Genomic DNA, 22,246 nt, shown 5'->3' on the forward strand with positions numbered 1-22,246 from the left:
CTTACCGACGATCGAGCAGCATGACGCCGGTCCAGCTGGCCAGGTTCATCTCGTCGCCAAGCGCGTCGTCCCGGCTCGCCCAGACGACCGTGTCTCCGGGGCTTCGCCCGAACCTCACCTCCTGCTGGCCGAAATTCGCGATGAACCGCAGGCTGCCGGCAGCGAACCGCCATTGCACGTCGATCGCTTCGGGCACGGGCCGCTCCCACGACGCGCCCTCATAGGTGCTGCTGGCAATCGGCGTGATCGTCTCGTGCCGGATGCGCAGCAGGTCCCGGGTCTCCGCCAGAACCTCCTTGTGACCGACCTGTTCGGTTTCGCTCCAGTCCAGCCGCGACTGCGCGAAGGTCCGCTCCGAGGTCGGGTCGGGGATGGCGTCCTCCGCAGCCTCGTCCGTGAAGGCGCCAAAGCCAGCGAACTCGCGCCGCCGCCCGTCGCGTATGGCGGTCGACAAGTCGGGATCGGCGAAATCGACGAAATACTGGAAAGGGGTGGAAGCGCTCCATTCCTCGCCCATGAAAAGCAGCGGTATCTGGGGTGAGAGCAGCAGGCCAGCCCTGGCCAGCGAAAGCTTCGCCGGCTCGGCCAGGGCCCCGATCCGCTCGCCGAAGGCGCGGTTGCCGATCTGGTCGTGATTCTGGAGGAACGCGACGAAGGCGGAGGGCGGCAGGTGAGCGGAGCGTTCGCCGCGCGCGATGCCGTCATGCGCCGACACTTCGCCCTGATAGGCGAACCCTTCCGCCAGACAGCGCCCGAGATGGCGCACCGGCTCCTCGTAGTCCGCGTAGTAGCCTTCCTTCTCGCCGGTCAGCAGCCGGTGCCAGGCATGATGGATGTCGTCGTTCCACTGCGCCGTATGGAGAAGAGGGGACTGGCTGTCGTCCCGCTCCAGCCAGCGCACCTCGTTGGCGTTGTTTTCCAGCACGAGATGGACACGGCGTTGCGGCAGGCTCGTTCTGATGCGCTCGGCCAGATCGGCGATGAAATGCGTGTCGCTGTCGTCGGCGATGGCATGGACGGCGTCGAAGCGCAGCCCGTCGAAGTGGTATTCCTCGAGCCAGTACAGGGCGTTGTGGATGAAGTAGTCGCGCACGACATGCGCCGCCTCGCCGTCATAAGCAATGCCCGCGCCCCAGAGCGTCTGATGGCGCTCGGTGAAGAAGCTCTGCGCATAAACAGGCAGGTAGTTTCCCGACGGCCCGAAGTGGTTGTAGACGACGTCGAGGAACACCATGATCCCGCGCCGATGCGCCTCGTCGACCAGTCGCTTGAGATCGTCGGGCGAGCCATAGGCATGGTCGGGCGCATAATGCAGCACGCCGTCATAGCCCCAGCCGCGGTCGCCGGGAAAATCGGCGATCGGGAGAAGTTCGAGCGCGGTCACGCCGAGATCGCGCAGATGGTCGAGTTTCCCTGCGAGAGCGGCGAACGTACCCTCAGGGGTCGCCGTGCCGACATGCGCTTCGTAGAGCACCGTTTCCTCCCAGGGGCGTCCGTTCCATTCGCTGTCGCTCCAGGCGAAGGCTTCGGGATCGACCACCATGCTCGGCCCATCGACGTCGCTGGGCTGGAAGCGCGAGGCCGGGTCGGGGATCTCGAGATCGCCGTCGATGCTGAACCGGTACAGCGCACCCGCTGCAACGCCGGGGCAGGTCAGTCGGTGCCAGCCGCCCTTTTCGGGCGTCATGGTCAGTCGGCGATCCCCGACATGGAGGGTGACGGTCCCGGCGGAGGGCGCCCACAGTGAAAACTGGACTCCTCCGTCGGTGATTTGCGCCCCGAAAGGCATTCTGTGGGCGCGACCCATTCTAGGCTTCCTTTGCAGTGTCGTCCGAGAGGGGGATCATGCAGTAACGAATGGGGGCCGCTGGGGTTGCAGCGGTGCCTGCAATTGGCGTCTCTCCCGATCGTCAGGCCCCGGTGACCATTCCGAGGTGCCGTCGGGAACCCCAGGGCTGATGCCATAGAGTGGGATGAGTTCGAGGCCCAGGAGGCCGGTGGCTGCACGACCCCTGCCGGTCGCTTCAACCGGTATGCCCCGCACCGGGGCCGCCTTGGCGAAGAGCCCGCTCTGTGCTGATGAAGAGGGAGCGGATTTCGCTCCGACTCGGCACGAGGCTACATGTTCCGCTTCATCCACTCCTCCGACCTGCATATCGGCAAGCGCTTCGGCTCGATGCCGGAGGAGCTGCGCGGACGTCTGCGCGATGCCCGCCATACCGTGCTCGACCGGCTGGCCGCACAGGCGCGAGCCGGCGGCGCGGGCACGCTCCTGCTCGCCGGCGACTGCTTCGACACGGAGACGCCGAGCCCTGCCATACTGCGCCAGGCGCTCGCCGCGATGGCGGGCCATGCGCCGCTGCGCTGGATCATCCTGCCCGGCAATCACGATTCGCTGCTCGCGGACGAATTATGGGCGGCGGCACGCGTTGCGTTGCCGGCTAACGTTATCCTCGCTGTCGAACCCGATCCGATAGAGCTGGAGCCCGGAGTCGTGCTCCTGCCGGCGCCCTGCACGACGCGCCGCCCCGGTCGCGACCTGACCGACTGGATGGACCGGGCCGCAACGCCGGACGGCGCGCTGCGCATCGGGCTCGCCCATGGCGCGATCCAGAGCTTTTCGGAGGATGGAGGCGGACTCGACATCATTGCACCTGACCGCGCTGCGCGATCGGGGCTCGACTATCTTGCGCTCGGGGACTGGCATGGCCAGATGCGGATCAATGCGCGAAGCTGGTACAGCGGCGCGCCGGAGCCCGACCGCTTCAAGCATGACGGGCCGGGGGGCGCTTTGCTGGTGTCGCTCACGGGCCCAGGCGCCGTGCCAGATGTGGTCCCGGTCGAGACCGGCAGCTTCGACTGGCGCACGCTGCCGCTGGAACTGCTCTCCGGGGACGACGCTGCGATGGTGTTGGCCCAGCTTCTGCCCCAGGGGAGCCTGCGTCGGCAGAGCCTTTTGCGCGTCGTCGCCTCGGGACGCCTGCGGCCGCAGGCGCGCGCCGCGCTCGATGCGGCGGTTGCTGCGGTGGCGCCCGAATTTGCCCGCCTCGTGCTGGAGACCGAAGGCCTGGCGACCGATTGCGAAAGCGCGGATCTCGACGCCATCGACCGCGCCGGAGCGCTCCGCCATGCCGCCGACAGGCTGCTGGCGGATAGCGTCGATGAAAGCCGCGCTGCCGGCGAGCGCCAGACCGCGCGCGACGCACTGGTCAGGCTATTCTCCTATTGCGAAGCGATGCCGTCATGAAGCTGACGGCGCTGCGGCTCCACAATGTCCGGCGCTTCGCCGGGCGCGGCATTGCCGTCGAGGGCATCGGCGACGGCGTCAACGTGCTTTGCGCCGCCAACGAGTTCGGCAAGTCGACCTGTTTCGACTCGCTACACGCGCTGTTCTTCCAGCCGCATACCGGCACGCCCGGCGCAGTGCAGGGCTTGCGGCCCTATAGCGGCGGCAACCCGATGGTCGAAGCCGACATCCTGACCGGGCAGGGCGCTTTCCGCCTGACCAAGCAGTTCTATGGCGGCAGGCGCGCGATGGTGCGCGACCTCGCCTCGGGGCGCCTCCTGGCGCAGGCCGACGAGGCCGAGCGTTTCATCGCGGGGCTCGTGCAGGGTGGCACGACCGGCCCGGCCGGGCTGCTGTGGGTGCGCCAGGGAATCACCGGCATCGAGCGTCGCGCCAAGAGCGACGAGGAGGGTGAGAAACGGGCGCGCGAGTCGGTGCTGACCTCGGTGCAGGGCGAGGTCGAGACGCTGACCGGCGGGCGCCGGATGGCGCAGGCTGTCGCCCAATGCGAGGAGGAACTCTCGCAGTTGGTCACCGCGACCGGACGGCCCAAGGCCGGCGGTCCCTATGCGCAGGCCATCGACGAGCGCGACCGGCTGATCGAGACCGAGCGGCGGCTGTCATCCGAGCTTCGCGAGTTGCGCGAGGCGCTGGACAAGCGCCGGTCGCTGCGCGCCCGGCTGGCCGAGCTGGAAGATCCCGAGCAGCAGGCGGTACGCCTGCACGATCTGGCACAGGCTGAGGCCGCACTGACCGCGGCCAGGGCACATGGCGAAGCGCTGAAGACCGCCGAGGTCGAGGCGGCCCTGGCACGCAATCGACTGGATGCGGCAAGCCTGGCTCTCGACGGCCATCGCCGGAACTGGGCGCGGTTTGCCGTGCTGCACGATCTCGAGGCTGATGGCAGGCACCAGCGCGACGAGGCGCTGGCGCACCAACGCGAGGCGGGCGATGCCGGGCAGGCCGCCGCCACGGCGGTCGACACGGCCGAAAGCCGGGAACGCGAGGCGCGTAATTTACTAAGCCGGCTAGAAATATCGATGCGGGCCCGCGATGCGGCAGAGCATCTCGCCGGGCTGCAGCAATCGCATGCGAAAGCGGAAGCGGGGCGGGGAGAGGTCGAGGCCATTCAGGCCGAGTTGAAGGCCCTGGCTCTGCCGGCCAACGTCGTCAAGCAATTGGAGGCGATCGAGACCGAGCTGGTCGGGCTGCGGGCTGTGATCGCGGCGCGCGTGCCGATGCTGCGGGTGACATATCAGCCGGGTGTGTCGGGTGCGGTGGGGCTCGACGGTGTGGCGCTGGCCGATGGCGAAGAGCGCGCCCTGACGCGCAGCGCGGCGCTGGAAATCGATGGCGTTGGGCGGCTGACCCTGACCTTGCCGCAGGGCAGGGACGGGCATGACGAATTGGCCCAGGCCGAGGCGAAACGCATGACGCTGCTGGCTGCGCTCGGTGTCGGCAGCCTGATCGAGGCGCGCCAGCGCGAGAGCGCGATCCGCGACCTGACCGGCCGGCTCGACCTGGCTCAGCAGCGCCTGGCCCTGCTCGCGCCGCAGGGGCTGGCGGCCCTGCGAGAGACCATCGCAAGGCTGGAGGCACAGAGCGCCGGCTCGGTCGAGGTCAAGGGTGATCCCGAGGCGATGCGAACGGCGCTGGCTGCGGCGGAGGCGCGCGTTTCAGCTTCACGCCAGGCGCAGCGCGAGGCGCAGGCCGCCCGTGACGCCGCCGGCGCCACCGTCGTCACAGCCGAGCGGGCGCTGGCGAGCGTCGCCTCCGAGCTTGCCGGCTTGGCCGCCATGCTTGGCGCTGAAGCGGGTCGGCAGGCGCAGGAGACGGCGCTTGCCGCAGCTCTGGCTGAGGCTGAAGCGGTCTTCGCGACCGCGCATGCGCAGGTCGAGGCGTTGCGCGCCGGCGCGATCGACCTGGCCGGTGCCGAGGCGAAATTCCGGCGGATGCGCTCGGTGGTCGATGCCGCTGCGGCTGAGATCGCTACGCAGCGCGAGGACGCCGCGGGCCTGAACGCCCTGATCGGCGCGCGCTCCAACGACGCGATCGAGGAAGTCTGGCAGGAGGCTGCCGACCGGCTGGCGGCGGCGCAGAAGCGGCTGGCCGGGCTGGAGCGCGAGGTTGCGCTGCTGACAAGGCTGCGCGAAGCGCTCGACGCCGCCAGGGCGGAGGCTCGCGACCATTATTTCGCGCCGGTCATGAGCGAATTGCGGCCTCTGCTCGGTCTGCTCTTCGAGGATGCGACCGTGACCTTCGACGAGGACACGCTGCTGCCCCGCACCGTCAGCCGCAACGGGCTGGAGGAGCCCGTCGGCGTGCTCAGCGGCGGCATGCGCGAGCAGCTCGCCGTGCTGACGCGGCTCGCCTTCGCGCGGCTGCTGGCGAAGGATGGCCAGCCGGCGCCGGTCATCCTCGACGACGCGCTGGTCTACTCCGACGACGACCGCATCGAGCGGATGTTCGACGCGCTGCACCGGCAGGCCAGTGGGCAGCAGATCATCGTGTTCTCCTGTCGTCAGCGGGCCTTCGCGCAGCTCGGCGGCAACATCCTGCGCATGGTGCCGTGGGTGCCGGAGGGCTGAGTCGACGCCCTTGGCACACCCGCGCCGTCATCCCGGACAAGCCGCGCTAGCGGCGCCGATCCGGGATCCATTCCTGAACCTTTCGAGGCAGCGTTCCGGAATGGGTCCCGGGTCTCCGCTTCGCTTCGCCCGGGATGACCTTGGAAAAGGGCGTGGCAAAAGCGGCGCCCTTCACAGCCGATGTCGTTCGTCGAAAACGCTCACAAAATCGTCGCGCCGAAATTCCGTGCCGGGTCCATTTCCAGCACGAGCTTGCCGGTCGGCTCGGCGGCGGGCCCACCGGTGCGGGAGAGCCAGCGGCCGGAACCGGGCTTGGCCTTCAGCGTACCCTCGCTGACGATCTCCTCGCCGCGCCGGATCACCGTCTCCGGCCAGCCCATGACCTTGTGGCCGGCGAAGGGCGTGAAGCCGGTCAGGTCGTGCATGGCCTCGTCTGTGATCGTGACCTCGCGTTTGGGGTCCCAGATCGCGATGTCGGCGTCGTAGCCCGGCTGGATCGCGCCCTTGCCGGGGAGATTGTAGATTTTCGCAGGCGCCGTCGCGGTGAGATCGACGAAGGCCTCCAGCCCGCGCCCGGCGAATTCAGGACGCCCCTTCGAGACCAGCGCGTCGAAGAGCAGCGGCAGGCGGGTTTCCAGACCCGGCAGGCCGTTGGCGATCTGCTTGAAATTCGCGTTGGGCCCGGCGGAGAGCTTGCCGGTCTCGTCGAAACGGTAGGGCGCATGGTCGGACGAGATCGTCTGGATGTCGCCAAGCGCGAGCGCCTGCCAGAGCGCGTCCTGGTCCGCGATCTCGCGCGGGGGCGGCGAGCACATCCATTTCGCGCCCTCCATGCCGGGCTTGTCGAGGTCGGCCTTGGTGAGGAAGAGATATTGCGGGCAGGTCTCGGCGAAGACCTTGAGGCCCTGTCCGCGTGCCTGACGGATGACCGCGGCACCCTCTGCCGTGGAGACGTGGAAGATCATGATCGGCTGGTCGATCAGCGCGGCCTGCGTGATCAGCCGGGTGAAGGCCTCCGATTCCGAGCCGCGCGGATGGCTGATGGAATGGAATTTCGGCGCGGTGTAGCCGCGCTCGACCAGTTTCCTGCCCATCCAGGAGATCATGCCGTGGTTCTCGGCATGGACGCAGATCAGGGCGCGATGCTGGCGCGCCGTCAGCATCAAATCGAGCAGCGGCTCGTCGTCGACCTTGATCAGATCATAGGTCATGAAGATCTTGATCGAGGCGTGGCCCTCCCTGATCAGCTCGGGCAAGTCCTGCTCGATCGTCTTCTTGTCGGGATTGGCGACGATCATGTGGAAAGCGTAGTCGATCAGCGCGCCGCGCTTCGCCAGCGCGGCATAGTCGTCGACGACCTTTCGCAGATCGAGCCCGCGATGCTGGGCGGCGAAGGAGACCAGCGTTGTGTTGCCCCCGAAGGCGGCCGAGGTCGTGGCGCTCTCGAATGAGTCGGCGTTGAGCAGCCCGCCGGCCGAGACCTGCTCGACATGGGCATGGGTATCGATGCCGCCCGGCAGCACGTATTTTCCGGTGGCGTCGATCTCGCGCGCACCCTGGCCGAGGCCTGTGCCGATCGCCGCGATGGTGCCGCCGCGGATCGCGACATCGGCGACGAAGCTGCCGGTGGATGTCCCCACCGTGCCGCCGCGGACGACCAGATCATAGGGCTGCGTGGTCATGGCGTTCTCCTGGCCGGTCTGGCGAACTCAGCAAGGCCGGTCGCGACCTCAACCATAGCAAAGCTGAAGCCAGCCGGGAGCCGTTGCGGGCGCAGGGGGCTATGATCTGTTGGCGCCGGGTATTTGCGTGGCTTATAGGCGCCTGTCGGCATCGCCGCTTGCCAGCGCGCCCGAACACAGCTCTATCGCTGGGCATGACGACGCAGCACGACGAGCTTTGCTTGTGACCGCCACCGAGCGCGACGACGCTACGCTTTCGCTGGCCGCGCTGGGCTGGTCGGATTTCTTCGCGGATCAGTGCGAGCCCGACGAGGCCGGGCTGGTGCCCGCCCGCATCGCCACCGTCCATCGTGCCCGGATGAGCGCGATAACGCAGGATGGTCCGATGCGGCTGGAGCTGCCTGTTCATACCAACACCGGCGACTACACGGTCGGCGACTGGGTTCTGGTCGAGCCGGAGACGCATCTGCTGCGTCGATTGCTGGAGCGCCGCACCGTGCTGGCACGCCGCGTCGAGGGCAGCAGGACGCCGCAGCTCGCAGGCGCCAACATCGACACGCTGTTCATCGTCACCTCCTGCAATGCCGATTTCAACGTCGCGCGGCTGGAGCGCTATCTCGCGCTCGCCAATGAGAGCGGTGCGCAGCCCGTGATCCTGCTGACCAAGGCCGATCTCGTTCCCGACGTCGAAACCTATCGCACGCAGGCCGCCGCACTGCAGCGGGGGCTCACGGTCGCAACCGTCAATCCGCTGGGAGACGATGTCGCGGCGGAGCTCGCGCCCTGGTGCGGGGAGGGGCGCACGGTGGCGCTGGTCGGCTCGTCGGGCGTCGGCAAGTCGACCCTGGTCAATGCGCTGGCCGGACATGCGAACGAGGACGAGCAGCAAACCGGCGACATCCGCGCCCATGACGCCAAGGGCCGCCACACCACGACCTCGCGCTCGCTGCACGCGATCGCAGGCGGCGGCTGGGTCATCGACACGCCGGGCATGCGGACCCTCCATGTCAGCGACGCGGCGGCCGGCCTCGACACGCTCTTCGCCGAGATCAGCGAACTGACCCATCTCTGCCGCTTCCGCGACTGCACCCATGAACACGAGCCCGGCTGCGCCGTGCAGGAGGCGGTCAAGACGGGCCGCATCGACCCCGATCGTCTGGCCCGTTGGCGCAAGCTCGACGCCGAGAACAAGGCCAAGACGCCCGAGGCGAGGGGGCCGAAGGGCAAGCGGCGCTAGGCCGTTCAGGCCCCCGCCGGCGGCTCATAGGCGTTGATCGGCGGGAGATTGCCGTCGAAGCGCTCGACCTGAACCGTCGTGAGCTGGCCGGTGCAGCCCTGGGCCAGCGCCGAGGTGCCGACATCGCGGGTCAGCACGTTCGGATTGCCGTGGACGCAGAGCGGCTTGTCGTCATGGGGATCGACCGGATCATACCAGGCGCCGGTCGGCAGCTGGATCACGCCGCGCCTGATGCCGTCGGTCAGGACCACGCCGGCGAGGCAGGCGCCGCGTTCATTGTGGAGTCGGATGATGTCGCCATCGGAGATCCCGCGCAGCGTCGCGTCGTCGGGGTGCATCCGCGCCACTTCCCGGCCGCGATACTTGGCCGCGCCGCTATGGCCGCCGAAGTCGAACTGGCTGTGCAGGCGGGGGCGCGGCTGGGTGGCGGCCAGAACATAGGGCGTCTCCGCATCGGGCACGTTCGTCGCGCCGAGCCAGGTCGGATGGCCCGGGCAGTCCGCCTCGCTGAAGGCCGCGATCGTCTCGCTGAAGATCTCGAGCTTTCCGCTCGGCGTCGGCAGCGGCTTGCCCTGCGGATCGTCGCGGAAGGCGCGCAAGCGGCCGCCATCATCGGGCTGCTGCGGCAGGATGTAACCCTCGCTGCCCCAAAACTCGGCGAAGCTCGGCGCCGGCAGCCCCTTGGCAGCCAGGCCCTCGCGGGTCGGTTCGTAGAGATGTTCGAGCCATTGGCGCACGCTGCGGCCCTCGGTGAAGGCCTCGCGTGCGCCGAGTCGTTCCGCCAAATCGGCGAAGATGGCGTAGTCGTCGCGGGCCTCGCCATAGGGCGGAACGATCGGGTGCATCGGCACCAGCAGCGGGTCGTTCGAGCTGCCGCCGATATCCTCGCGCTCCAGCGTCATCGTGCAGGGCAGGACGATGTCGGCATGGCGCGCGGTCGCCGTCCAGGCGAGCTCATGGACGACGAGCGTGTCGAGCCTGGCGAAGGCGCGCCGCAGCCGGTTGAGGTCCTGATGGTGGTGGAACGGGTTGCCGCCGGCCCAATAGACCAGCTTGATGTCCGGATAGGTCCGGGTCTGGCCGTTGTAGCGATAGCTCTCGCCCGGATGCAGCAGCATGTCCGAAATGCGCGCGACCGGGATGTAGTCGGCGACGCCGTTCTTGCCCTGCGAGAAGGTGGGCACCGGCACGGCGTTGAAGCGGCGGCCGTAATAGGCGATGGCGCCCAGCGCATAGCCATAGCCGCCACCGGGCAGGCCGATCTGGCCGAGCGCGGCCGCGAGCACCATGCCCATCCAGACCGGCTGCTCGCCATGCTCGGCGCGCTGCAGCGCATGGGCCACGACGATGAGCGCGCGCTTGCCGTGGAGACGCCGGGCGAGGGCGACGATCTCGTCGGCCGCGACGCCGGTGATCCCGGAGGCCCAGGCCGCGTCCTTGGGCTGGCCGTCGGTCTCGCCGAGCAGATAGCGCTCGAAGACCGGCCATCCCACCGTGCAGCGATCGAGGAAGGCGCGATCGTGCCGCCCCTCGACGACGAGGGTGTGGACGAGGCCCATCATCAAGGCGGTGTCGCTGCCGGGAATGCAGGAGAGCCATTCGGCCTTGGCTTCCTCGGGTAGGTCCGAACGCAAGGGGCCGGCGAGCACGAAGGCGCAGCCGCGTTGCGCGGCGCGCTTCATCGCGCCGCGCTCGACATGCTTGCTGACGCTGCCGCCCGCCACCATCGAGTTCTTCAGCGCCATGCCGCCGAAGGCCAGCACGATCTCGCTATGCTCGGCGATCTGCTCCCAGGAGACGTTGCGCTTGGTCAGGTCCTCGTAGTCGCCGATGATGTGCGGCACCAGCACCTGCGAGGAGCCGGAGGAATAGCTGTTCACCGACCTCACATAGCCGCCGCAGGCGACGTTGAGGAAACGGTGGATCTGGCTCTGCGCGTGATGGAAGCGTCCGGCGCTGGCCCAGCCATAGGAGCCGCCGAAGATCGCGCCGGGGCCGGGCCCGTCGCGCAGGCGAAGCAATTCGGCACCGAGCAGGTCGAGCGCCTGGGTCCACGACACCGGCACATAGTCGTCGCGGCCGCGCTTCTCGTCGGGGCCGGGGCCGTTCTCAAGCCAGCCTCGCCGGATCATCGGCTGCGCGATCCTGGCGCGATGACGCAGCGCGGCCGGAAAATTCTGGATGATGCCGTTGGGGTCGGGGTCGCCGGGATGCGGCCGCACTTCGAGCTCGCCATCCTTCATGCGGGCGGAAAACACGCCCCAATGCGAGGTATGCGGCAAGAAGCCGTCTTCGCTGAGCTCGCTGACAGGTTCCGTCCGATTCATCCGCTTGACCTCGTGGCGCCGCTTGCCGGGCCGATCGATCGAGATGTAGCGGCGGCGCGGCGCGTCGTCGATGGCGTGTGGAGGATGACCGGGATGAGCCTTCTCGACGTGTACGAAAGCTCGGATACTCTCGACCTCGCCGGTCGATCAGCTGGCCCCCCGCAAGGGGGTCCGAGCGCCGTCCTCAGCGCGCCACCGGGAGCATCCGCAACAGCGTCGCATCCTTGCGGATGAAATGGTGCCAGAGCGCAGCGAGCGCGTGGATGCCGGCCAGTCCGATCAGGGCATAGGCCGTGAGCTCGTGGATTTCCCGCACGGTGCGGCCGAGCTCTCGGTTCCGCGCCATGATCGGCGGGATCGAGAACAGGCCGAAATCGATGCCTTGTCCGCGCAGGGCCGTGTAGACCAGCCCGATCACCGGAACGGCCAGCATCAGGGCATAAAGACCGGAATGTCCCAGCCAGGCCGCACGATCCAGCAGCGGGCTGACAGGCTCGGATGCCGGCGGGCGGTGCATCAGGCGCCAGGCGAACCTGACGACAACGAGCAGCAGAATGCCGACGCCCAGCACCTTGTGGGTCTCGACGATGCCGTGCTCCCAGGCCTTGGGCAGCGCATCCACCAGCAGGCCCAGCATGAACACGGCCAGGATCAGAAAAGCCATGAGCCAGTGCAGCATGCGCGCGACGCTGTCGTAGCCGCCCGTCGCAATCGAGGGTGCTGAAGCTGTGGAAGGCATCGGGCGGCTCGCATTCGGTTTTGGCGCCGCAGGGCGCGTGAGGGGAATTCAGTGACGTGTCAGCGCGCCCTTGACCAGGGTCGGATTCGACGCGCGCGGCCGGCTCCCATCACGTAGGGGCCTTCGCGACATCGTCGGCCGCGGCGACCGGCGCGATCCGTCGCAGCCGCATGTTGTCGGCGGCGGGCAAGAGCCGCGCCGAGTTGGAGATGAAGATCAGCTCGGATGAGACGTGGATGAAGGCGGCCAGCAGCGGATTGAGGAAGCCGAAGGCGGCGAGGCCGATGCCGAGCGCATCGACCGCGATCGTCCCCGAAAAGTTCTGCCAGATGATGCCGCGCGTGCGCTGGGCGATCCTGACAGTCTCGACCAGGCGTTCCAGGTCGTTGGCGAGCAGCACGATGTCGGCGCTTTCCTTGGCGACGTCGGTGCCCGAGCCCATCGCGATCCCGACGGTCGCGGCGGTCAGCGCCGGTGCGTCGTTGATTCCGTCGCCGAGCATGGCGACCCTGGCGCCTGACGCCACCAGGGCCCGCACGCGCTCCAGCTTCTGCTCAGGCAACATGCCGGCCTCGACCGTCCCGATGCCCAGGCCGGCGCCGACGCTTTCGGCGACCTTGGCGTTGTCGCCGGTCAGCAGGATGGTGCGGATCTTCATCGCATGCAGGGCGGCGATCGCGCCGGCCGCCTCGGGGCGGACCTCGTCGGCGACGGCGAAGGATCCGGCGTAGAGCCCGTTGACCGCGACGCAGATTTCCGAGGAGACGACATCGCCGCCTCTGTCGTGGGGGACCTCGATCCCCTCGGCCTTCAGCAGTTTGACGCTCCCGATAAGGATACGCTCATCGCCGAGCTGGGCGGTCACGCCGCGCCCCAGCGTGTAGTCGAAGCTGTCGGGCTCCGGTACGGCGATGGCCCGAAGACGGGCCTCCGCCACGATGGCCCTGGCCAGCGGATGTTCCGAACGCAATTCGGCGGACGCTGCCAGCCTGAGCAGATCGGCCTCGTTGCGGCCGGCGGCCGGGTGGATCGCCGCGACGCGGGGCTCGCCGAAGGTCAGCGTTCCCGTCTTGTCGAGCACGATGGTGTCGATGCGGCCCAGCGCTTCGAGATGCATGCCGCCCTTGATGATCGCGCCTTGGCGTGCGGCGCGGCCGATGCCGCCAAGGACGGCTAGCGGCGTTCCCGCCGCCACGCCGCAGGCGCCGGCGACGATGATCACCGAAATCGTGTCGCGAATATTGCCGGTCAGCGCATAGGTCACGATGGCCGCCGCAAAGGAGAAGTACACGAGGTAGCCGGCGAGCTGGTCGGCGAGGCGCTGGACCGGCGCGCGCGACTGCTCGGCGTTCTCGATCGCATCGATGATCCGCCCGAAGCTGGTGTCGCGGCCGATGCGATCGACCTGGATGTCGAGCGCGCCCGACTGGTTGATCGAGCCGGCGAAGACGGCGTCGCCCTCGCTGCGCTTGATCGGCATCGACTCGCCGGTGATGCGGGCCTGATCGACATAGGATAGGCCGGATCTGACCACGCCATCGACCGGGATGTTTTCGCCGGGCGCGACCAGGACGCGGTCGCCGACGACGATCGTGTCGATCGGGACGATCGCGATCACGCCGTCGCGGCGGACCGTGGCCTCATGGGGCATGACGTCGATCAGATCGGCGATGGCGGCCCGGCCGCGATCGACGGTCAGGTGCTCCAGCTCCTCGGCGACAAGCACGAAGAACGTCACGACGAGCGCCGTGAAGAACTCCGAGATCGCGGCCGCCGCCAGGATGGCGATGGACATGGACAATTCCATGGTCATGCGCCGCTCTTTGATGTTCTCGAACGCCTCGCGCAGGATCGGCCAGGCTCCGAACAGCAGGCCCGCGGCACCGACGAGATCGACGCCCGCGATCTGGCGGGTCAGCCGAAACCAGACCAGCGCCGCCGACACGGCGACGACAGCGACGCGCAGCACCTCGACCGTCTCGACGTCGTGCCCGAACAGGCTCAGCGCACGCGGTACCCTGTCTCCGAACCAACCGGGCGACCGCTTGGCTTGCTCTGCCGGGCTCGCCGAGCAGGCGCGCTCGAACGGGCGGGAGCAGGTGCAAGGCTGGGCGCTGGCAGGACACGGCGGTGCGGACGCAGCGGTCGTGGTCATGGCGGTTTCATCCCGATCGAGCTGACGCCGGGTTGGCCTCCCTTATCTAGTTTGGAATTATTCTAATTTCAATCGGGGCTTCACTTTGGCGCGGACATCTTTCATCGTGTCGGCTCATCGGCACGCCACAGCCGGCCCCGGCCGGCGTCGGGAAGGGATGCGGTCATGACGTACAGGGACTTGACGTTCGCAGGCGTCTTCGCGGCCCTGATGATCGCGACGACCGGCAGCGCGCGTGCCGATGCGATCGATGGCGCATGGTGTTCCGAAAACGGACAGCGCCTGGCTATCGACGGTCCCTCGGTTACGACCACCCGCGGCTTGAAGCTGTCGGGGGACTATACGCGGCATAGCTTCAGTTTCATCTTGCCGCAGAACGAGCAGGATGTGGGCTCACCGGTCGAGATGGTGCTGCAGGGCGAGACTCGCGTTCGCATCACCATCGGGAAATCCGCTGCCCAGATCTGGCACCGCTGTCCGCCGGGAACGAGTTGAGGGTACCGCGCGCGAGGCGGGCTTGCCCTCAAGCCGACGCCATGACCAGGCGGATGCGATTGAGGGCAGGGTCGTCCGGATAGCGGGTTCGATCTGTCTGCGGAGCCACGCGCCACGCAGCTCTGGATCGCGGTCGATGTCGGCGAGGCGATCAATCCCAACGGCGTCGTCAACCAGATCGAGGGCGGCGCGATCCAGGCGGTCAGTTGGGCGCTGAAGGAAGCGGTGACCTTCACTCGCGCCGAGGTCACCAGTGCCTCGTGGGAAAGCTACCCGATCCTGCGCTTCAGCGAAGTGCCAGCCGTCAGCGTCGAGATCGTCTCGCGGCCTGAGCTGCCGCCGCTCGGCGCCGGAGAGGCGGCGCAGGGGCCGACGGCCGCGGCGCTGGCCAATGCCGTCCATGCTGCGCTCGGCGTCAGGGTCCGGCAGATGCCGATCACAGGTGACCGCATCATCGCGGCGATGGAGTAGACGATGCCCAATATCAGCCTTCTCAGCGGCGGTGCGGCACAAGCCCTCGTCAAGGCGCTGGAGCCAGCATTCGCTGCAGCCTCCGGATATGGTATCGATGGCACATTTGGCGCTGTCGGCGCCATGCGGGCTAAGCTCGCAGCAGGGCCGGCGCCTGATGTCGTCATCCTGACAGCCGCCATCATTGCAGAGCTTGCCGAGAGCGGCGTCATCCTGCGCGACAGCGTCGCGGATTTGGGAGATGTCGCGACGGCTGTCGCGATCCGGGCAGGCGATCCCATGCCCAGCGTCGGCAGCGCTGCATCGCTGAGAGAAGCGCTTCTCGCCGCTGATGCGATCTATTTCCCCGATCCGAAGCTGGCGACGGCCGGGGTCCACTTTGCCAGCGTGATCGAGAAGCTCGGCATTGCAGCAGCGATCGCGCCGCTGCTGCGCACGTTCCCCAATGGCATGACGGCCATGGCCACCCTTTCGGAGGCCGCGGAGGCTCGTCCGATCGGCTGCACGCAGATGACGGAGATTATCGCCTTGACGGGGGTGTCCCTCGTCGACGCGCTGCCAGAAGGTTTGGACCTCTCGACACGCTACACAGCTGGCGTGATCGCCCTTTCGGCCAACGAGGCGAATGCCCGTGATCTGGTGAGACTGGTTACCTCCGAGGCGAGCCAGGATGCCCGCCGGCGCGCGGGGTTCGTCTGAGCGCGCCAACGGTCGGTTTCGAAGCGAATGAGTTCTACGCTGCCGGCGCGCCCGCTGGCTCGAGGATCAACATAAATGGAATGGCTCGGTCTGATGTTAGCGGACCATGCGCCAGAGACCGCCTATCGTTCAGCGCCAGAAGCGGCCATCTGGCGCATGCGACTTGCAGATGTTGAGCCATCACACCGGTCTATGTCTGCAGAGCCGAAGCGGGCCTATGGTAAAAGAGGCAAATGAGGTCGTTTTAATCCCGATCAGCGGCGTAACGGGAAGTAATGGCGAAAGTCCAAGCCGCTTCCGTTGGGATGCCTTCATGGAACTCTCCTCGTCCCGATCTCGGGATCATAAATGGAAAATTCTAGTTCAGACTAGCCAATTTTCCGGGGAGCACGTCGACAGCGCCTACGAGGAGCGAGGTCAAGGTAATCGGGTCGGCCATGTCTCCCTCTTTTACGTGAAGCGAAGAGCACGTGGCGAGGTGAGAATATAAAGAGAACAAACGGTCTTGGTAGAGGGACGCCCGCCACCAACCACGAGAGACGAGCGTTCGCCGGAAAGTGCCAAGTTGTGCAGACGATGCGCTGCGGCTTTGAACCGAACGAAGCTCCGTCGCGTCACACTGGAACCGCCCCCCATAGCGCTGCGATGTTGAAGTCTCCGCGCTATGGGGCGCTGCCGTCGTGGCGAACTCAACTCGCGGAACACTTCACAGCTAAATCCGGAGCGAAAGCGGAAGAGGAGCTCACTGTCCGTGAGGGCTCCTCTTCCATAGGTCCGTGCTAAAGTATGCCAATTGGTGGCGGCAAATTGGCCTGTCACGATCGACGCGAGTTTACGGGGGATTTCTGCAGCTATCGGCACTTCGATCTGTCACTCACGGCAAACGAGCTTGTCAGGCAAGCGGGAAGCGAAGCGGGCAGCAGCATTTTTCGCGCTAATGGAGCGGACAGACAACGGGCCAGGTGGAAGCAGATAACGGCTCGGGCCCCGTGCCCCGTTCCTAAGAAGTTTGGATCATTCGGCCGAGACTCCACGGCGCGCCGAATGCGATAATCCACAGCGACTCGATCTATCCCTGTTTCAAGTTTCGTCGCGTCACACCATATATGGGGTCCAACTCGGGGAAGGTCGCGATGCCCCACATAATCAAGATCGGACTGGCCGTGCTCGACGAGCACAGGGTTCTGCTCGTACGCAAGCGCGGTTCTGACCTCTACATCCTGCCAGGTGGAAAACCTGAGGGTAACGAGGACGACTTAACCGCACTGCGTCGCGAGATCGACGAGGAGCTCGGTTGCCGCTTGTCGGAGGCTGGTCTGGAATATTTGGGCGAGTTCACTGATCGGGTGGCGGGAACGGCGACGACTACCGTTACCGTTAGGCTCTATGTGGGGCTTCTTTCTGGCCCCCCCCGGCCGATGTCGGAGATCGAAGAGCTGCAGTGGTTCTCGCCTTCCGATCGTGTGACTAACCGGGTTGCGCCGAGCTTAGAGAACCAGATTCTACCCTATCTTTTCGAGGCGATGCCTCGGCTATCCGCCGGTCGCCGGACCGGCTCTAAGGCATTCGATCACGCATGAACGCGCGCAGGGAGTGCCGCAGTTCATCCAGCGTGCCGTCGTTGTCGATCCGGGTCGCCTTCGCGATGACCTCGCCCGTGCGGAGCGTATCGATCTCGTATCTGTCGCGCCTCTGCAGGTCAGCACCAGATATCGGCCGCTTCGACCGTTCGGCGAGCCGGGCGATACGCGTTTCCAACGAAGTCTCGATCGCCAGCAGGATCGCTGTCGCCGATACCTCCGCGGCGAGGAACGCGTACTCCTGCGGATGGTAGACAGCGTCAATGAACGCCACGTCGCCTCGGTTCAGGATCTCGACAATGCGATGGGCGCTGCGTCTCGCGAAGGCATCCTGTCCTTCCCGTTCCCGAAGTTCCTCGCGGACGGCGCGTTCGCTTTCAGCGTGCGGCTCGAGGCCGCGTCTGGCGACCTCGAGCCGCACCGTGTCGCCAAGGTAGACCACCCCGCAACGGCAGCTCTCGCGGAGGATGTCGATCGCAGTGCTCTTACCCGATCCGGCATGCCCGGCAAGCGCGATCAGCATCCGCCCCCTCAGGTCCCGGAGCGCTCTTCGACCACGCTGAGGATGCAGTAGTCGGGATGGAGGCCGCCGCCCGACAGGGCGCAGGGGAATTCGGCTGAGGTCACGTAGGTGATCCTCATGCGCAGTTCGCGGCCGGAATACGCCTTCGCCGTGGGGTCGTACTCCCGGAGAACGAGAATGTCGCCGACGCGATAGTCACGGTCGGATGCCCGCCGCATCTCATGGCGTTTGGCGCCGGACAACGTAGCTTCGAACAGCTCGGGCCAAGACTTTACCCGATGCTCCATGGGGAGACGGTCCGTGCCGACGGTGCCTATGTCGCGACGGCCCGCAGACTTTCGATGGTCGATCATGAGCTTCCGGTACCAGATTCGGCGCTGGATGACGAGAGACCCGCCAGATCAGTATAGTCAAAGTTGATGTGGAACGGCCCTTTCGCCTGTGGCGGGGCGACGGTGAAGACGACCTCCAACGCGTCCTTGGCCTTGTCAGAAATGACGCTGCCCGGACGTGCCGGCGCGGCGGTCGGCGGATGCTCCACGTTCTGGATTCGGCCGAAGGCGCCAGGTCGCTCGATCGCCAGGAGCCAATTTCGAATGACCTCCGACAAGTCCTCCAAGTCATGGTCGTCCAGGAAGAAGGTCGGGTCCATCGCGTCCAGATAGAGGATCCCCGCAACCGGCGACTTTCCCGCGAAACCGCCTGCGATTTCCGGCTCCAAGATCGGGATGGCCGCCACGAAACTGACGTCGCGGCTCATGCGCCGCGTTTCGTCGTTCAGCTTCAGGTCGTTCATAGCCTTGTCCAACGTTTGGCGATCGACGGCCTTTCGCGACCTCACGATTCGACGGGTCTTGTATGCCTGCCCGATCGTTGCCACGCCCGTGTTCAGGGTCCGACCGGCACTCGCACGCGTATCGTCGATTTCCTGGCCCGCGTACTCGCAACATTGCTGCAACAGTTCCTCTTGCCCCAGCGTCATTGCGCGATGGAGCGTGACACGGAGGCGCCTGCTCGGCTTCTTCCGCGCGATCAATACTCCCGCGATCGCAGACGACAGCCCGGACGCCATCATCTTCGTGGCGTCAGGAAGATACTCCTTCCGCCACTCTGCCTTCGCCTCCTCTGAAAGCGACTTCATGACTTTGGTTTGCCCTCTGAAGCCAAAAAAGCCGCCCTGCCACTCTATTGTTGAAGGCTGTTCGCCGGGGAACTTGCCGGCGGTCACGTCCTCCCCCTTCTCGCGGAGCGAAGCGGACAGCCCGTCCGAAAGTACCGCCGCCAAATCCGCCCTGGCGTTCGTGCCGTGACGGCGGATCACCCGGCGATCCTCGACGTTGTGCTCCCTCTTCAGCCGGTCGAGGTCGTGGTCCGAAGGAACGAATCCGCCGCACTTGTAGAGCAGGTAGACCAGCAGCTTGTTTTGGAAGGATATTCGCAGGGATGCGCTGCCGAAAAGATCCGCCATTCGCCGGACCTTTAGGTGGAGGACCGCCTCGGTGTCGCGACGAAGGCGCATCGCGAGCGCGTCGCCGACCACGCGCAAGCCGGAGGGTGAGGGGTCGCGCCAGAGTTTCTCCAACGCCTCGAACTGCGCTGCGCCGTTCATATCCCGAAGTTTCCTCAAGCGTCCCAGCAGAGGGGCTCGCTCGGGGAAAAGCTCGTCCAGGATGCGATCCTGGCGGAACTGGCTCACCCGAATCCGCAGTAGGTCAATCATCGCGCCGTCGCCCTGGCCGGAAACTATGTAGGTCCGACGCGGACCGTCCAGCCCGGGCTGGCCCGCCACGTCGTTTCGCCAATACGAATGGGCTTCGTCGCGCTCCAGTCCGAAGCCCATCGCCACCACGACGAGATTGTAATTCTCCGAATCCCCGCGAGGCGTCGGATGCTGATCGTCTATGGTGCCGTCTGGCTTCCGCCTTTCGCCGACCCATTCGACCCGAAGGTACTTGGAGTGCTTCTTCCGATCGACCTGCAGATGGCGGGAATTGCAAAAAACCCGGATGTTCGTCGCCAACGTTTCGGCGGAGCTTTCCCGCGGCGCCGTCAGCTTGGCCCACTCGGCTAATGTTTGCACGACAACGTCCGAAGCGCGGCCTGCTGTCCAGTTGAGCAGGGGGAGCATGGCGACCTGCGACTTGCTGCCATAGTCGGGCCAGTCGTAGATGCGCGGGTGCAACCATCTGGCGTCGCTCCCATGTTGCAGCGGTAGCAGGGTGTCTCGCTTCTCGAAGAGGTCAATGTCGGCTGCGACCCCTTTGGCGATGAGGGCCGCGGCGAACGTCAACCCGGCGAAGCCGCCGCCGACGACGGCTATCCTGAACTTGTTTCCTGCCGGCCTGGGTGCGGTCGGAACCGTGCCGCCCTCCACGAGTCCGTACGCGAGGTTCAGGGCGCGGACCTGCTGGGCGTACACCGTGACGCCCTTTTCGTACGTTCCTAGCACCATGAGCGGCAAGTCACCGATCCTGTATGCCTCGACGATTTCCTTCAGTTTCACGCCTTCGCCCCCAGCCAAACCGAAAGCGCCGCCCGCAAATCGCGTTGCTCGAACCCGTCGCCGCAGACGAGGACGCGCGAGGTCGGCAACTCCTCTGCCAAGCGATCCAGCCCGCGAGAAGCCTCTTCCAACGTTCTCAGTAAGGGCGCTTCCACCTGCCTTCCCCGGTTGACGAGACGGGAGGCGACGACGTCGACCGGATGTCGCAAATAGAGGTAGCCCACGGGCTCGCCCAGCTGCGCGAGGCGGTTTCGATGGACCGCATCGTAAGCGGCCATGTCTCCTTCGCTCCGCATCGACGCCCAAAGGCGGTCGGAGGCGAACGACCAGTCGCAGATGCCCAAACGCGGTTCTCCGACGGGAGGCTGCGCTGCCGCGTGCCAGTGCTGCAGGAGGAAAGCGAGGTCGTACGGCAGCGGCCCTGAAACCTCCAGGACCTCGTCGTTTCCCCAGAACGGATTGCGGGTATGGTCCTCGGCGAGGTGATCGCAGAAGCCTTTCGCCAACTTTGCAGCGAGCGTCGTCTTTCCGGCCCCGAAGAGCCCGAGAATCTCCACCCGCTGCCTGGGGCTACGCCTGTTAGCGGGCGACTTCAGCGATACCAATCCAATTTCTCCCCGATAGACGTCTGCACTTAGCATACACCCGTTCGCGCAAGCGAATATCGCATGGGATGGGGCCAGTTTGGCATCCCCGCCGCCTCACAGGGTCGAGCCTTCTAAGTCAGAAACGCTTAGGTAGGTGGGCTCGCTCGTAGATGGTGCAGCCGATTTCGAATGGGTCCAAAGCCGGTCGGATTCCTGCTGCCTTCATCTGTGAAACGGCCATCTGAGCATTCCAGCGGTGCTGCGTTCTGAGCGCTGACAGCGTGATGTAAGTCTGCTCGAACAGCTCGACGTTGGCAGCGGGGTAAGTCATGCGCCAGCGTCCGGTAAGGTATCGGCGCTCCCTTTCGGCTTGAAGCAAACCAAGCTCCGACAGCTTCGCAATCACTGGCTCGGATACCTTTAGGTATCTCGCTGCTTCCCGAAGATTATAGCCTCTGATGGCCGTACAATTCGGCATTTTCCGTAGGGTACCGATATCAACGTGAACCCCCATATTGGCGCGATGCCCATCAACGGCGACGAAGTCGATGGCGCCAGATAACAGTCGCTTAATCACCTGCGCCACCGACATTGCGGATTGCAGCGCTGCCTGGGTCAACGGTAAAACTTCTGTATGCGCATCCGAGCGCGATTGTGCAGAGAGCCTCGCCCGAAAATCATCGATATCGCATTTGCGGAAGTACGTGGTTCCGGCAGTTTTGAACCTTCCGCCAATGGGCCGTAGCAGCCGGATGCTAGGGGAGGCTAGCTCTCGTAGCGTCTGCAGGCTGACGCCGTGGATCCGAAAAACATCGGTGGCAGATAGAACGTGCCCTGTCGCGCCAAACAGTGCGTCCGCAGCAGCTGCGTCGATCAAAATTTGCTTTGAATTCCCTTTGCTATGAGCCGGACGCGTAATTCGAGCGCCGCTGGCATAGGATCGAATTGTTGCAGCGCTCATTCCGTACGCCGCAGCTGCGGTGCTTAGACTATGCAATTGGCGCCGAGTGATCGGGATACCAAGCAAGTGTCCGTCGCTGGGCCCGTAAGGATATAGATCGCAGAGGGTCTTCGCGATCACGCGCCGAATAGGCTCGAAGTTGGACTTGGCTCCTGCACCCGTATCCAGAAAATGAAAGAATGCCCCGAGCAGATAGCGCGCACGTCCAGAGGAACCAACAAGAGGTTCGGCTTTCGAATGGCTCGCAACTATCAACCTTCGCAGGCGGCGCGGCCCTCTCGCCAAAACTGTCAAACGGCGCGCAATGTTGCCCCCCGATCGGCGTCCAATATTGACCCCTTGATGAGCTGTGGCGGTCAGGAGGCGGCGCGGCGGAGCTGGTTTGGGTTGCACAGCCGCGCCGGCTCCGGGTC

Annotated in this window: 17 protein-coding genes; 7 read left to right on the forward strand and 10 right to left on the reverse strand. The window is 66.0% G+C overall.

From position 1 onward, the window contains the following. Position 1: 1 nt before the first annotated feature. Positions 2–1,807: a malto-oligosyltrehalose trehalohydrolase gene (gene treZ / locus AE618_RS02135; protein ID WP_054207418.1), complete on the reverse strand. Its 1,806-nt coding sequence runs from the start codon at positions 1,805–1,807 to the stop codon at positions 2–4. A gap of 315 nt (positions 1,808–2,122) precedes the next feature. Here treZ and AE618_RS02140 point away from each other — a divergent pair, with 315 nt between their 5' ends. Next, positions 2,123–3,247 (forward strand): metallophosphoesterase family protein, encoded by a 1,125-nt coding sequence (locus AE618_RS02140; protein ID WP_054207419.1) that lies wholly within the window; start codon positions 2,123–2,125, stop codon positions 3,245–3,247. Next, positions 3,244–5,874 (forward strand): AAA family ATPase, encoded by a 2,631-nt coding sequence (locus tag AE618_RS02145; protein WP_054207420.1) that lies wholly within the window; start codon positions 3,244–3,246, stop codon positions 5,872–5,874. The genes AE618_RS02140 and AE618_RS02145 overlap by 4 nt, the downstream gene beginning before the upstream one ends. A gap of 200 nt (positions 5,875–6,074) precedes the next feature. On the opposite strand, the gene hydA is transcribed toward AE618_RS02145, so the two are convergent. Then, positions 6,075–7,556: a dihydropyrimidinase gene (hydA, locus tag AE618_RS02150; RefSeq protein ID WP_054207421.1), complete on the reverse strand. Its 1,482-nt coding sequence runs from the start codon at positions 7,554–7,556 to the stop codon at positions 6,075–6,077. A gap of 223 nt (positions 7,557–7,779) precedes the next feature. Between hydA and rsgA the strand changes: the two genes are divergently transcribed. Next, positions 7,780–8,793 carry a ribosome small subunit-dependent GTPase A gene (rsgA, locus tag AE618_RS02155; protein ID WP_054207422.1) on the forward strand — a complete coding sequence of 338 codons (1,014 nt, stop codon included), beginning with the start codon at positions 7,780–7,782 and terminating at the stop codon, positions 8,791–8,793. A 5-nt stretch (positions 8,794–8,798) separates the two neighbouring features. On the opposite strand, the gene AE618_RS02160 is transcribed toward rsgA, so the two are convergent. From AE618_RS02160 to AE618_RS02170, 3 genes are all read right to left on the reverse strand, one after another. Continuing rightward, positions 8,799–11,120 (reverse strand): molybdopterin guanine dinucleotide-containing S/N-oxide reductase, encoded by a 2,322-nt coding sequence (locus tag AE618_RS02160; RefSeq protein WP_054207423.1) that lies wholly within the window; start codon positions 11,118–11,120, stop codon positions 8,799–8,801. Positions 11,121–11,304: 184 nt separating this feature from the next. Beyond that, complete coding sequence (locus AE618_RS02165; protein ID WP_054207424.1) at positions 11,305–11,859, reverse strand: cytochrome b; 555 nt, start codon at positions 11,857–11,859, stop codon at positions 11,305–11,307. A gap of 109 nt (positions 11,860–11,968) precedes the next feature. After that, positions 11,969–14,014: a heavy metal translocating P-type ATPase gene (locus AE618_RS02170; RefSeq protein WP_054207425.1), complete on the reverse strand. Its 2,046-nt coding sequence runs from the start codon at positions 14,012–14,014 to the stop codon at positions 11,969–11,971. A 210-nt stretch (positions 14,015–14,224) separates the two neighbouring features. Between AE618_RS02170 and AE618_RS02175 the strand changes: the two genes are divergently transcribed. The 4 genes from AE618_RS02175 to AE618_RS02190 all read left to right on the forward strand — a co-directional run bounded on the left by AE618_RS02175 (position 14,225) and on the right by AE618_RS02190 (position 17,259). Then, the gene (locus AE618_RS02175) at positions 14,225–14,509 is read left to right on the forward strand and encodes a hypothetical protein (protein WP_156330055.1); all 285 of its coding nucleotides are present in this window, start codon (positions 14,225–14,227) and stop codon (positions 14,507–14,509) included. A 93-nt stretch (positions 14,510–14,602) separates the two neighbouring features. Continuing rightward, positions 14,603–14,980, forward strand: coding sequence for a molybdopterin cofactor-binding domain-containing protein (locus tag AE618_RS02180; RefSeq protein ID WP_082364929.1), 378 nt, complete (start codon positions 14,603–14,605; stop codon positions 14,978–14,980). A gap of 3 nt (positions 14,981–14,983) precedes the next feature. After that, complete coding sequence (locus AE618_RS02185) at positions 14,984–15,679, forward strand: molybdate ABC transporter substrate-binding protein (RefSeq protein ID WP_054207428.1); 696 nt, start codon at positions 14,984–14,986, stop codon at positions 15,677–15,679. Between the two features lie 1,133 nt (positions 15,680–16,812). Continuing rightward, positions 16,813–17,259, forward strand: coding sequence for an NUDIX hydrolase (locus AE618_RS02190; RefSeq protein WP_197280655.1), 447 nt, complete (start codon positions 16,813–16,815; stop codon positions 17,257–17,259). Here the strand turns inward: AE618_RS02190 and AE618_RS02195 are convergent. The 5 genes from AE618_RS02195 to AE618_RS02215 all read right to left on the reverse strand — a co-directional run. Continuing rightward, positions 17,237–17,782, reverse strand: a complete 546-nt coding sequence (locus tag AE618_RS02195) for an AAA family ATPase (RefSeq protein WP_054207430.1) — start codon at positions 17,780–17,782, stop codon at positions 17,237–17,239. The two genes, AE618_RS02190 and AE618_RS02195, sit on opposite strands and share 23 nt — an antisense overlap. Positions 17,783–17,790: 8 nt before the next feature. Then, the gene (locus tag AE618_RS02200) at positions 17,791–18,069 is read right to left on the reverse strand and encodes a DUF3850 domain-containing protein (RefSeq protein ID WP_082364931.1); all 279 of its coding nucleotides are present in this window, start codon (positions 18,067–18,069) and stop codon (positions 17,791–17,793) included. Between the two features lie 62 nt (positions 18,070–18,131). Next, a complete protein-coding gene (locus AE618_RS02205) occupies positions 18,132–20,285 on the reverse strand; it encodes an NAD(P)-binding protein (protein ID WP_156330056.1) in 2,154 nt (717 codons plus the stop codon). Beyond that, complete coding sequence (locus AE618_RS02210) at positions 20,282–20,890, reverse strand: deoxynucleoside kinase (protein ID WP_197280656.1); 609 nt, start codon at positions 20,888–20,890, stop codon at positions 20,282–20,284. The genes AE618_RS02205 and AE618_RS02210 overlap by 4 nt, the downstream gene beginning before the upstream one ends. Positions 20,891–21,008: 118 nt before the next feature. After that, on the reverse strand, positions 21,009–22,246 hold a 1,238-nt coding region (locus AE618_RS02215), incomplete at its 5' end, for a hypothetical protein (protein WP_210166438.1).

The organism is Allobosea vaviloviae, from assembly GCF_001298265.1.
In the GTDB taxonomy this organism is placed as follows: Bacteria; Pseudomonadota; Alphaproteobacteria; order Rhizobiales; family Beijerinckiaceae; genus Allobosea; species Allobosea vaviloviae_B.